Genomic DNA, 12,234 nt, shown 5'->3' with positions numbered 1-12,234 from the left:
ACGCCATTATTGGCACTCTCGGGGTGAGAGTGCAAACGTCTGGCCCCCCGGGTGAGGGCGTATGCCGTCCGCGCGGGTCAGGCGTCCACGGCCGGTGCCAGCGCGGCGGCGATCCGGGCGGCGTGCTCGGCGGACTCCTGCTCCGAGGCGTAGGTCGTCCGCGGCCAGAAGAAGCCGCGGAGGCCGTCGCCCTTGGTACGCGGGACGACGTGCACGTGCAGGTGCGGCACGGACTGGCTCACGACGTTGTTCATCGCCACGAAGGTGCCCTGCGCGCCGAGCGCACCGACGACGGCCGCGGCGAGGCGCTGGGTGGCCCCGAGCACCGTGGCGTGCAGCTCGGCCGGCAGGTCGAGCAGGGTGTCGACGTGTCGGCGCGGGACGAGCAGGACGTGACCCTTGAAGACCGGGCGGCGGTCGAGGAAGGCGACGAGGTCCGGCTCGTCGAGCACGACGTCGGCCGGCACCTCCCCCGCCACGATCGAGCAGAAGACGCAGTCCATGGCGACAGGCTCCCACGTCGGGGTCGCCCCGGGATCGCGCCGGTGTCGCCCCGGTGTCGCCCCGGTGTCGCCCCGGTGTTGCGCCAGGCTCGAGGACGGTCAGCAGATGATGAGCAGGAAGCAGCCGCCGTCGCTCGACGTCGGCGAGGGGGTCGGCGTCGGGGTGGGCTTCTTCGTCGAGGTCGGCTTCGGCTTGGGGCTCGGGCGGCCCTTCGTGTGAGTCGACGACGGGCTCGGGGCCACGGTCGAGCTCGGCGCGGGCGGCGTCGTGGCCTGGCTCGAGGACGGGGCGGGTGCCGAGGTGGTCCGCACCGACGAGGTCGGGTCGGAGGCCGGCTGGACGACCGCCGTCGCCGGAACCCGCGTGGCTGCCGGGCGGGTGGTCCCGGTCGCGGCGGTGGCCGTGCCGGTCGCGGCAGCGGAGGTGTCGACCGAGCCCCAGGCGTCGTCGGAGGTCGTGCTCGTCCAGTCACCGCCGGGCAGTCCGGGGAAGCCGCCGGAGGACGTCGCCTCGTCGCTCCAGCTGTCGCCCGACCAGTAGGCGACGGCGCCGGTCGAGACCAGGGCGATGGCCGCGAGGACCGCGGCGATGAGGACCTTGCGTCGGGACTTCGAGCCGGGAGTGGAGGTGTGGTTCTCGGTCGACATGGTCAACGAACGTAGAGGAATCGGGCGGCAGACGCCTCCCCAGAGGGTGGCCGCTACGGTGGTCCCATGCTCGGGGAGACGTGGGTCACACCGAGGTGCGCCGGGTGAGCGCGCCGCCGGCCGGGGACCGCCCCGCGACGACGAGCGGCTTCGTCGAGGTCGCCGACCGGGTCTTCGTCGCGCGCTACCGGCAGTGGGACGTCAACGTCGGCCTCGTCCTCGGCCGCCACGGCGCCGTCGTCATCGACACGCGGGCGAGCGGCGTCCAGGGCAGCCAGGTCCTCGACGACGTGCGACGCCTCGGCCGTGACATCGAGGTCCGCCACGTCGTCAACACGCATGTGCACTTCGACCACACCTTCGGCAACACCGCCTTCGACACCGCCATCGTCCACGCCCATGACAACGTCGGGCGCACCCTCGAGGCCGATGCCGAGCGGATCAAGACCGCCTTCCGAGCCGACCCCGGGGACGGCCCGGAGTACGGCTACACCGCGCGCGACGCCGTGGAGGTCATGGCGACCGTGGTCCGCGGGCCCGACCGCACCTTCGGCTCGAACGCGACCATCGACCTCGGCGACCGCGTCGTCACGATGACGTATGCCGGCCGCGGCCACACCGACGGAGACGTGGCCGTGCTCGTGCCCGACACCGACGCGATGTTCCTCGGCGACCTCGTCGAGGAGAGCGCCCACCCGTCGTTCGGTGACGACTGCTGGCCGCTCGAGTGGGCCGACACCCTCACCTCACACCTCGTCCAGGCCGAGGACCGCACGATCGTCGTGCCCGGGCACGGGCACCCCGTGGACGGCGCCTTCGTCGCCCGCCAGCGCGACGAGATCGCTGCGGTCGCCGGCGTCATCCGCGAGCGCCGGCTCGGCGCCGTCTCCCTCACGGAGGCGCTGAACGAACCGGACCCGCGCCTGCCCTACCCGCTCGACGACCTGGCCTCCGCGATCCGCCGCGGCTGGGACCACCTCTCCCCACCCACCCCCTGACGCGACACCCGCCCCGGCGCCCGCCGCGCCGGAAGCCTTCCGTCACCGGTTCGTGGAGTTCTTCCGGCACCTGGTGCCGGAAGAACTCCACGAACCCGCTCTCACGACACCCAGGTCACGCCGCGCGCCGCCGACCTGGGCCCGCACGGCAGTCGCGGCCGCACGAGCTGGGATCGCCGTCCCAGCCGCGGGACCGGAGCAGCCGTCCGACGAGCACGCTCGCCCGGCAGGGCTCGAGGACGTGGGGCCACCCGAGCCGCAGCGTGGACTCGCCGCGGGCGACGGCATCGACATCACGCTCGAGGTCGGCCCACTCGCGCCGCGGTCCCGTGTGGACGAACCGCCCGTCGAGCTCGACGACGACGGCGAAGTCGGGGTACTCCACGTCGCGGTACGTCACGCCCCGCCTCGTGACGACCTTGACCTGCCGCCTCGCGGTCGGCAGGCCGTGCGACCGCTCGACGTCATGCAGGTAACGCCGTTCGAACACCGACATCGCGCCCGCGGCCACGTCGTCGAGGATCGGAAGGAGCAGGCGCCGACGAGGCGATCGACCTCGCGCCGACAGCGCGTCGTGCAGTCGGGCCGCTGTCGTCACCCGCTGCTGGCAGGCGTCGCCCAGGACGGCGACGGCCGTGGCCTCGTCAGCACAGGAGGAGGCGACGTCGAGCAGGGCCTCGTCAAGCCGCAGGCGCGGCGGCGAGAGATGGAGCTGCACCCGGCACTCGAAGTCGCTTCGACGGCTCACGACCACCCCCGCAGGCGGAGCGACCCGCCGGCGTGCGTCGACGACCACGTGAACGGGTTCCAGGGCGACCCGCCCGGGAGACATCTCGCGGTCGAGCCAGGACGCTGCCGCCACCTCGCCCGCAGCCGACCTGAGGCCGTGAGCTCGGAGCGCGGATGCCCCGGCGAGCGCAGCCGGCCAGTGGAAGAGCAGGGCGGCCCAGGCCCGCTGCGTCCAGGTCGGGTGTCCGGTGTGGTCGACGTAGACACCGGGATGGATCCGCGCGAGCTCCCGGCGGCGCAGCAGACGCTCCAAGTCGTTGTCGTCGAGGCCGCACTCGAGAGCCTGCGTCCTCGAGATCACTCCGTCCTGCGCGCGAAGCACGTCGCCTGCACTCGTCAGATCCATTCCTCGAGGGTCGCTGCGGCTCCGGCCACCCACGAGGTAGGGGCCGCAGTTGTGGGCAACCCCCGGCTCGCCGCGGGGGATGTGGACACCGACGGACACGTCGTGGAGCTCTTCCGGCGCCAGGTGCCGGAAGAACTCCACGACCTGAGCAGGGGCAGCCAGCCAGGCCGCCGGTCGGGGGCGTCAGCGCGCGATCGCGGACGGGAAGGCGTCGGACCAGGAGCGCAGCGCGACACCGCCGTCGGCCGAACGGTCGACCGACGTCGCCGCGAGCAGCGCGTGGACGATCGCTCGCGCCACGCAGTCGGCGCCTGCCTCCATGAGCAGCGTCTGCTCGACCGGGTCGGGTGCGGGCCGCTCCCCCGTCGCCAGCGTGAAGAGGGTGTCGCCGTCGAAGAGCGTGTGCACCGGCTTGAGCGCCCGCGCGAAGCCGTCGTGACCGATGCCGGACATCTTCTGACACTGGGCCTTGCTCAGGGTGGCGTCCGTCGCGATCACCCCGATCGTCGTCGCGAGGCCCGGGCGGCCGGCATTGGCGGGCAGCGCCTCGGCGTGGGCACGGGACTCCTCGAGCTCTGCCGCACTCGGCCGACCCACGTGGGCCAGCTCGTCGTCGAGACCCAGGCCGACGGCATACGGCAGCCCGGTGGCCGGGTCTACGGCTGAGCCCACCGCGTTGACGGCGATGAGCGCCGCGACGGTCGCACCGGACTCGAGCACGACGCTCGCAGAGCCGATGCCTCCCTTGAAGCCGCCCGCCTTCGCGCCCGTCCCGGCGCCGACGGAGCCCTGGGCGACGCCCGAGGCCGACGCAGTGGCGTATGCCGCCCTCCCGTCCTCCGCGCGCGGACGGTGGCCCCATGTGCCGCCCCGTCCGAGGTCGAAGAGGATCGCGGACGGCACGATCGGCACGACGTGTCCGGGCTCGCCCATCGGCCAGCCGATCCCGTCGTCGAGCAGGGCGTCCACGACCCCGTCCGCGGCGGCGAGGCCGAGGGCGGACCCGCCGCCGAGGACGATCGCATTGATCCGGTCGACGAGGTTGCGCGGGTCGAGCAGGTCGGTCTCACGCGTGCCGGGGCCACCGCCACGCACGTCGACCCCGGCTACCGCACCGCCCTCGGGTGCGAGCACGACGGTGACACCCGTGAGCCACCCGGGCTCGTCACGGGTGCAGTGGCCGACGCGCACACCGGCGACGTCGACGAGGGAGTTCGTCGGGCCGGGGGCCGCGACGAAGGGGCCACCGCTCACTGCGGGTCCCTGAGGTCGAACTCCATGAGGCGTCCCGGCGAGCTGAAGCCGAGCCGCTCGTAGAACTCCTGCGCGCGGTCGTCGGGGGCGTTGAGCCGGATCCACTTGACGTCGGTCGTGCGCGACCACTCGATCATCGCCTCGGTCAGGGCCCGGCCGACGCCGCGGTCACGACAGCCCGGTGCGACGAAGAGGCCGCCGACGTGCAGCCACGAGACGTCCTTGCGCCCGGGCCACGGCAGCGCGCGGATGCGCCGGGTCTCGAGGATGCCGGCGTGGTCGCCCCGGCTCTCTGCGATCCACGTCGGGCGGTCGGGCCGCTCGGCCAGCCACGCGTCGACGAAACGGTCGAGGTAGCCGGTCTCGGACGGCATCCCCAGCTCGCGGGCGAACTGGAGGTGGAGCGCGGCGACGATGAGCGCGTCGTCGGCGGACGCACGGCGGATCGTCACCTCGGCCATGAGGGAAGTGAACCACGCGCGCGCCGTGGCGGCGCGCAACGACGGCCCGGCCGGGGCGCGCTGCCCAGCGGGTGGGACGCGTCGGGCAGCAGCAGTCAGACGTTGATGCCGAGGCGGCGGGTCGTGCGCGCCCGCTGGCGGCTCGCGCGCATCCGGCGCAGGCGCTTGATGAGCATCGGGTCGGCCTCGAGGGCCTCCGGGCTGTCGAGCAGCGCGTTGAGCACCTGGTAGTAGCGCGTGGAGCTCATGTCGAAGAGCTCCTTGATGGCCTGCTCCTTCGAGCCGGCGTACTTCCACCACTGGCGTTCGAACGCCAGGATCTCGAGGTCGCGCGCGCTGAGGCCGTCCTCGGACTCGTGGCGCTGCGGCTGCGCCGTGGCGTGTTCTGTGCTCATGTCCCCGTCTCGCTGCAGTCGTGCTGCGTGTCGCGTCGTGCGTTGGCTCCGGTCACACCCTAGACCGAAATGACAAGGGTGTCATTCAGGTCAGGCGTGGCGCGGGGCATGTCGTCGGCAGACTGTCGCACCGCCGGGAACATACGTCCCACGAGCCTCGTGCGCCCCACCCGTGACGGCCCATCGCGTCGACCGGTGCCCTCGTCGGTGTCGGTGCGGAGTCCGTCCACGAAGACGACATGACCCGATGACCCGATGACCCGCCCGACCCGGGTCAGGCCATCGTGTCGAGGATGGCGTTGACGTCCTCCTTGGTGGTGTGCGGGTTGACGATGGCGAAGCGCGTCAGCGTCTCACCGCGGAAGGTCGTCGGAACGACGAAGGCGAACTCCTGGGCGAGGAGCCGGTCGGTCCACGCCTGGTAGTCCTCGGCCTCCCAGCCGAGGCGGCGGAAGACGACGACCGACAGGTCGGGCTCGCGCACTGTCTCGAGGTAGTCGCGGCGCCCAATCTCGTCGGCGGCGAAGCGGGTCACCTCGAGGGTGCTCTCGATGGCGTCGACGTAGGCGTCGGTGCCGTGCACGGCGAGGGAGTACCAGAGCGGCAGGCCACGCGCGCGGCGCGTCAGGCCGATGGAGTAGTCGGTCGGGTTCCACTCGGCCGACTTCGTGATGACGTCGAGGTAGCCCGCCTCCTGCGTGTGCGCGACCCGCGCCAGCGCGGGCTCGCGGTAGATGAGGGCGCAGCAGTCGAACGGCGCGAAGAGCCACTTGTGCGGGTCGACGATGAACGAGTCCGCGTGCTCGATGCCGTTGAAGAGGTGGCGCACCGATGGTGCGGCGAGGCCGGCGCCCCCGTAGGCACCGTCGACGTGCAGCCACAGGCCGAACTCGCGGCACACCTCGGCGACGGACTCGAGGTCGTCGACGACGCCGAAGTTCGTCGTGCCGCTCGTCGCGACGACGGCGAAGAAGGTCTCGGGACCGTTCTCCTCCAAGGTCTTTCGCAGTTCGGCCCCGGTGAGGCGCAGCTTCTCGTCCACGTGCACGCCGCAGACCTCGGCATCCATGACGGCCGCCATCGAGACGACGGACGAGTGGGCGTTGTCCGTGGCGGCGATCCGGTAGGGGCGCGCGCCCGTGCCCGCTTCCTTGGCCTTCGCCCGGGCTGTGTGCCGTGCCACGACGAGCGCCGACAGGTTGCCCACCGTGCCACCCGGCACGAAGACGCCACCGGCCTCGGCCGGCAGGCCCGCCAGGTCGCTGATCCAGCGCAGCGCCTGGTTCTCGGCGTAGACCGCGCCCGCGCCCTCCATCCACGACCCGCCGTAGATCGACGAGGCGCCGACGACGACGTCGAAGGCTGCTGCCTCGCGCGTCGGGGCACACGGGATGAAGGAGAGGTAGCGCGGGTGGTCGGTCGAGAGGCAGGCCGGGGCCAGGGTGTGCTCGAAGAGCTCCATCGCCCGCGTCGAGCCGAGCCCACCGGCGGTGATGGTCTGGCCGGCGGCAGCCCGGAGGTAGGCCTCCGGCTGCGCTCCGTCGAGCGGGATCGGGTCCATGAGCAGGCGGTCGCGGGCGTAGCTGAGGACCTTGTCGACGGCGACGTGGTCGGCATCCTTGTCGAAGCTGTGCACGCACAGATGCTAGGCCCTGCGGCCGGCTGACCCGACCGGCCCGGGGACGGGTGACCGGTGGGGCGGGAGCTCAGCCGAGGAGGGCGGTGCGCAGCTCGTCGGCGGACGCGACGACGGCGGTGGGCCGCACGCCGTGGAGCGCGTCGGGCAGGCCCGCACCCCACGTCACCGCCACGGTGTCCATGCCCGCTGCCTTGCCGGCGAGGACGTCGACGACAGCGTCTCCGACGTAGACGGCGTCGTTCGACCCGCGGCCCATCCGGTCGAGCGCGAGCAGCAGCGGCGTCGGATCGGGCTTGTGCCGCTCGGTGTCCTCCATCGCGACGAGGACGTCGACGTGCTCGCTGATGCCGAGGATGTCCATGGCCTGCTGCGCCGACTCGCGCCGCTTGGACGTGGCGACCCCGACGTGTATGCCGGCGGCGCGCAGGTCACCGAGGACGTCGACGACGCCGTCGTAGCCACGGATCAGGCGCTCGGTGTTGTCCGCGTTCCACGTCAGGTACGTCGCGTAGAGCTCGTCGGCGTGCTCGGGGGAATGGTCGCGGAAGGCGCCGAGCAGCGGACGGCCGATCCACGAGCGGATCACGTCCGGGTCCTCCTCGCGGCCGAGGATCGTGCGGAACGCGTGCTGGTAGGACTCGACGATGAGGTTGATCGTGTCGGCCAACGTGCCGTCGAGGTCGAAGACGGCGGTGGACCAGCGGGGAGACGTCACCGGCCGAGCCTAGGGCAGCGAGGGCTCCAGCCACCGCCCGCGTCTCATGACCCGGGTCGGGCGAGCGGCGGCGTCGACGACGACCACGTCGGCCCGGGACCCGACCTCGATCGAGCCCCGGTCGGCCAGCCCGAGCGCGCGGGCGGGCGTGCGCGTGGCGGGGCGGACGGCATACGCCATCGGGACGCCCGAGGCGACGGCGCGGGCGACGATGTCGGCGACGTGGCTCGTGCCACCGGCGATGGATCCGGGGCTCGTGCCGTCGGGGTCGCGCGTCAGGCGGGCGATGCCACGGTCGACGACGACCGAGAGACCGCCGAGGACATAGGCGCCGTCCCCCACCCCGGCGGCGGCCATGGCGTCGGAGACGAAGGCGACATGGTCGGGGCCGACGAGGTCGAGGACGGTGCGCACGGTGTCGTCCGACAGGTGCGCGCCGTCGGCGATGAGCTCGACGGTGACGTGGCCCCGGGCGGCCGACCGCATCAGTGCCGGGACTGCGCCCGGCTTGCGGTGGTGCCACGGGTCCATGCCGTTGAAGAGGTGCGTGGCGAGGTCGGCACCGGCCGCGACGGCCTGCTCGACCTGCGCATAGGACGCCGTCGTGTGGCCGATCGCCGCGTGGATGCCGGCCGTCGTGAGCCAGCGGACGAGGTCGAGGCCGTGCGCGCGCTCCGGGGCGAGGGTCACCTGGCGGATGTGACCGCGGCCCAGCTCGATGAGCCGCTCCACCTCGGCGAGCGAGGGGTCGCGGAGCAGCGCCGGGTCGTGGGCCCCGCAGCGGGCCTCGGCCAGCCACGGGCCCTCGAGGTGGATGCCGTCGACGACCCCGTCGTCGGCGAGCTCGGCGAGCATCGCCACCCCACGCTCGAGGTCGCGCGGGCTCATCGTGACGAGGCTCGCGATGAGACTCGTCGATCCGTGGACATGGTGGTGCTCGGCCGCCGCGGCCGCGGCGTCGTCGCGCAGGTCGGTGAACGCCGTCCCCCCGCCACCGTGGCAGTGGATGTCCACGTACGCCGGCACCATCGTCCCGCTCACCCGCTCGGTCGCACCGTCGCCGGGTGGGGGCCCGTCGCCCGCGATGACCGGGGTGACCGCCGTGATGCGCTCGCCCTCGACGTGGACGAGGACGTCGGGCAGCACGATGTCGTCGACGAGGGCAGGTCCGCGCAGTGTGAGGTTCATCGGGGTCGATTCTGTCGCACACCGGGCGGGGGTAGCGTGAGGCCGTGCCAGCCCGACCCCTCAGCGACCTCGTCCACCCGACGTGGGTCCCGGCGCTCGAGCCGGTGGCCGACACCATCACCGCGATGGGCGAGTTCCTGCGCGCCGAGGTCGCGGCCGGCCGCGGCTACCTGCCCGCCGGCGACCGCGTCCTGCGGGCCTTCTCGCTGCCGCTGCCGGACGTGCGGGTGCTCGTCGTCGGCCAGGACCCCTACCCGACGCCCGGCCACCCGGTGGGGCTGAGCTTCAGCGTCGCGCCGGACGTGCGGCCGGTCCCGCGGTCGCTGCAGAACATCTACCAGGAGCTCGGCACCGACCTCGGCGTGCCGACGCCGGGCAACGGCGACCTGACGCCGTGGTTCGAGCGCGGTGTCATGCTGCTCAACCGGGTCCTGACGGTGCGCCCCGGGGCGAGCGCCAGCCACCAGGGCAAGGGATGGGAAACCGTGACAGCACAAGCGATCTCTGCCCTGGTGTCACGCGGCGGGCCGCTCGTCGCCATCCTCTGGGGGCGGCAGGCGCAGTCGCTCGCGCCGATGCTCGACGACGTGCCGCGCATCGAGTCGGCCCACCCGTCCCCGCTCTCGGCCCGCTCCGGCTTCTTCGGCTCGCGGCCCTTCAGCCGCACCAACGACCTCCTCGCCCAGCAGGGCGCGGCTCCCATCGACTGGAGGCTGACATGACCCAGCCCACCCCCGAGGTCTCCGGGCCCACGGTCTGGACCCGTTTCGTCGCCATCGGCGACTCCTTCACCGAAGGCATGTGCGACGACGACCCGACGTTCGGCCACGACGGCGAGTTCGCCGGCTGGGCCGACCGTCTCGCGTCGCACCTCTCGGAGATCGCCCGTGCCGACGGGCTCGACTTCGGCTACGCCAACCTCGCCGTGCGCGGACGCAAGCTCGCTGACGTCGTCGGGCCCCAGCTCGAGGACGCCCTGTCGCTCCAGCCCGACCTCGTCAGCATCGTCGGTGGCGGCAACGACATCCTCCGGCCCAAGGCCGACCTCGACGGCCTGGCCGCCCGACTCGAGGCCGCCGTGGCCCGCATCCGGGCAACCGGCGCCGACGTGCTCATGGCGACCCCCGTCGACCCCGCGGACGCCCCGCTCGTCAAGGCCACCCGCGGCCGGGCCGCGATCCACACCGCCAACATCTGGAGCATCGCCCGGCGCAACGGCGCCCACGTCATCGACCAGTGGGGCCTCCACGCGCTGCGCGACTGGCGGATGTGGAGCGAGGACCGCATCCACATGACGACCGAGGGCCACCGCCGCGTCGCCCTCGCGGCCCTCGAGGCCCTCGGCCACACCCCGGCCGAGACCGACTGGGCGACACCGCTCGAGCCCGCTCCGCCGATCGGCCGCCGAGAGGCCCTGCAGGCCAACGCGCAGTGGGCCAAGGAGTACGTCGGCCCATGGGTCCACCGTCGCCTCACCGGCCGCAGCTCGGGCGACCACCGCCAGGCCAAGCGCCCCGACGTGACCCCCTTCGACTGAAGCCGTCCGTGCCGACGGACCACGGACCGGTCCGCCCCGGCCGCGGACGTTCCCCGAGGAGCGCGGTTCCGGATCCCCGGCCGGCCACCCGACGTACGGGGTGGCCTTCCCGTCGCCGGTGCTGCGGCCCAGCCGGTCCTCGACGACTCCACGCAGTTCTGGTCCTCGACGCCGTGCACCCGCGTCAAGGTCCCGAACAACGGCGTCACCATCGGCATCGGCAACCAGTTCGGCACCTCGATGCAGCTCAAGGTCTGGCTCCGCTGACGCGGATCCCCTTGTGAGACAGTGAGGCCCGTCCCCCAGCCGGGGGCGGGTCTCGCTGTCGTGGAGGAGGTGTGCCGTCCGGCTCGCTGCGCTGGGAGGCAACCGGACGGCATACGCCCTCGGCGCGTCTCGCCTCAGACGGACGCCGCAAACGCCTTCTCGAAGATGTCGAGCCCCTCGGAGAGCAGCTCGTCGCTCGCGGCGAGCGGCGGGAGGAAGCGGAAGACGTTGCCGTAGGTGCCGCACGTCAGCGTGACGAGCCCCTCGGCGTGGCAGGCCTGGTTGACGGCCCCGGTCAGCGCGGCGTTGGGCGTGAGGTCGCCGGGACCGTTGACGAGCTCCACGGCGAGCATGGCCCCGCGGCCGCGGATGTCGCCGATCTGGGGGTACTTCTCGGCGAGGGCCTGCAGGCGCGGCACGAAGAGGGCCTCGACCTGCTTGGCCCGGGCGCAGAGGTCCTCATCCTTCATCGTCTCGATGGCACCGAGCGCGGACGCGCACGCGACGGGGTTGCCGCCGTACGTGCCACCGAGGCCACCGCCGTGGATGGAGTCCATGACGTCGGCACGGCCGGTGACGCCGGCGAGCGGGAGGCCGCCTGCCATGCCCTTGGCGGTCGTGATGAGGTCGGGCACGACGCCCTCGTACTCGCTCGCGAACCAGTCACCGGTGCGGCAGAAGCCGGTCTGCACCTCGTCGGCGATGAAGAGGATCCCGTTGTCGGCACACCAGTCGGCGACCTGCTTGACGAATCCCGGTGCGGGGACGATGAATCCGCCCTCCCCCTGGATGGGCTCGAGGATGACGGCAGCGAGGTTGTCCTCCCCCACCTGTGCGTGCACCTGCGTGACGAACGCGTCGAAGCCCTCCTTGGCGCAGTCGGCGGCGCCACCGGGCCAGCGGTAGGGGTAGCTCATCGGCGCCCGGTAGACCTCGCCGGCGAAGGGTCCGAACCGGTGCTTGTAGGGCATGTTCTTGGCCGTGAGCGCCATGGTGAGGTTGGTGCGCCCGTGGTAGGCGTGGTCGAAGGCGACGACGGCATTTCGGCCGGTGAAGTGGCGGGCGACCTTGACGGCGTTCTCGACGGCCTCGGCACCGGAGTTGAACAGCGCGGTGCGCTTGTCGTGGTCGCCGGGCGTCAGGTCGTTGAGGGCCTCGGCCACCTCGAGGTACTCCTCGTAGGGGGTCACCATGAAGCACGTGTGGGTGAAGTCCTGCACCTGCGCGGTGACGCGGTCGACGACGCGCGGCGCGGCGTTGCCGACGGTGGTCACGGCGATGCCGGACCCGAAGTCGATGAGCTGGTTGCCGTCGACGTCGACGAGGATGCCGCCGCCGGCGCGCTCGACGTAGACCGGCAGACCGGTGGAGACGCCGGCGGACACGGCCGCCGTCTTGCGGGCCTGGAGCGCGGCCGACTTGGGGCCGGGGATGGCGGTCTGCAGGAGCCGCTGCTGGGGGACGTTGCTCATGCCCGTCAGTATGCCGTCCGGA

At 72.7% G+C, this 12,234-nt stretch carries 13 protein-coding genes; 3 read left to right on the top strand and 10 right to left on the bottom strand.

Features of this window, described 5'->3' with window-relative positions:
* Positions 1–77: 77 nt before the first annotated feature.
* Together NR112_RS12125 and NR112_RS12120 are read right to left on the bottom strand one after the other, a co-directional pair.
* Entirely contained in the window at positions 78–503 is a 426-nt protein-coding gene (locus tag NR112_RS12125) for an HIT family protein (RefSeq protein WP_056771440.1), read from the bottom strand.
* Between the two features lie 99 nt (positions 504–602).
* On the bottom strand, positions 603–1,151 hold the full coding sequence (locus NR112_RS12120) for a hypothetical protein (protein WP_256794586.1): 549 nt from the start codon (positions 1,149–1,151) through the stop codon (positions 603–605).
* Between the two features lie 104 nt (positions 1,152–1,255).
* On the opposite strand from NR112_RS12120, the gene NR112_RS12115 reads away from it, so the two are divergent.
* Positions 1,256–2,149, top strand: a complete 894-nt coding sequence (locus NR112_RS12115; protein WP_256794585.1) for an MBL fold metallo-hydrolase — start codon at positions 1,256–1,258, stop codon at positions 2,147–2,149.
* Between the two features lie 115 nt (positions 2,150–2,264).
* Here NR112_RS12115 and NR112_RS12110 read toward each other — a convergent pair whose 3' ends face one another.
* From NR112_RS12110 to NR112_RS12080, 7 genes are all read right to left on the bottom strand, one after another.
* The gene (locus tag NR112_RS12110; RefSeq protein ID WP_256794584.1) at positions 2,265–3,284 is read right to left on the bottom strand and encodes a type IV toxin-antitoxin system AbiEi family antitoxin domain-containing protein; all 1,020 of its coding nucleotides are present in this window, start codon (positions 3,282–3,284) and stop codon (positions 2,265–2,267) included.
* A gap of 183 nt (positions 3,285–3,467) precedes the next feature.
* The gene (locus NR112_RS12105; RefSeq protein WP_256794583.1) at positions 3,468–4,538 is read right to left on the bottom strand and encodes a P1 family peptidase; all 1,071 of its coding nucleotides are present in this window, start codon (positions 4,536–4,538) and stop codon (positions 3,468–3,470) included.
* Positions 4,535–4,999, bottom strand: coding sequence for a GNAT family N-acetyltransferase (locus tag NR112_RS12100; RefSeq protein ID WP_020143393.1), 465 nt, complete (start codon positions 4,997–4,999; stop codon positions 4,535–4,537). Before NR112_RS12100 ends, NR112_RS12105 begins: the two co-directional genes overlap by 4 nt.
* Before the next feature lie 95 nt (positions 5,000–5,094).
* Positions 5,095–5,394: a DUF3263 domain-containing protein gene (locus tag NR112_RS12095; RefSeq protein WP_020143394.1), complete on the bottom strand. Its 300-nt coding sequence runs from the start codon at positions 5,392–5,394 to the stop codon at positions 5,095–5,097.
* Positions 5,395–5,668: 274 nt separating this feature from the next.
* Positions 5,669–7,030, bottom strand: a complete 1,362-nt coding sequence (locus tag NR112_RS12090) for an aspartate aminotransferase family protein (RefSeq protein ID WP_256794582.1) — start codon at positions 7,028–7,030, stop codon at positions 5,669–5,671.
* Positions 7,031–7,100: 70 nt separating this feature from the next.
* Entirely contained in the window at positions 7,101–7,748 is a 648-nt protein-coding gene (locus NR112_RS12085; RefSeq protein ID WP_256794581.1) for an HAD-IA family hydrolase, read from the bottom strand.
* A gap of 9 nt (positions 7,749–7,757) precedes the next feature.
* The gene (locus NR112_RS12080; RefSeq protein ID WP_256794580.1) at positions 7,758–8,936 is read right to left on the bottom strand and encodes an N-acetylglucosamine-6-phosphate deacetylase; all 1,179 of its coding nucleotides are present in this window, start codon (positions 8,934–8,936) and stop codon (positions 7,758–7,760) included.
* 44 nt (positions 8,937–8,980) lie between these two features.
* Here NR112_RS12080 and NR112_RS12075 point away from each other — a divergent pair, with 44 nt between their 5' ends.
* On the top strand, positions 8,981–9,658 hold the full coding sequence (locus tag NR112_RS12075) for a uracil-DNA glycosylase (protein WP_256794579.1): 678 nt from the start codon (positions 8,981–8,983) through the stop codon (positions 9,656–9,658).
* Complete coding sequence (locus NR112_RS12070) at positions 9,655–10,473, top strand: SGNH/GDSL hydrolase family protein (protein ID WP_056771467.1); 819 nt, start codon at positions 9,655–9,657, stop codon at positions 10,471–10,473. Before NR112_RS12075 ends, NR112_RS12070 begins: the two co-directional genes overlap by 4 nt.
* A gap of 401 nt (positions 10,474–10,874) precedes the next feature.
* Here the strand turns inward: NR112_RS12070 and gabT are convergent, their stop codons facing one another.
* Positions 10,875–12,212, bottom strand: a complete 1,338-nt coding sequence (gene gabT / locus NR112_RS12065; protein WP_256794578.1) for a 4-aminobutyrate--2-oxoglutarate transaminase — start codon at positions 12,210–12,212, stop codon at positions 10,875–10,877.
* Positions 12,213–12,234 lie beyond the last annotated feature (22 nt).

This window comes from Terrabacter sp. Ter38, assembly GCF_024519435.1.
Lineage (GTDB): Bacteria > Actinomycetota > Actinomycetes > Actinomycetales > Dermatophilaceae > Terrabacter.
This window is presented reverse-complemented; position numbering and strand designations above follow the sequence as displayed.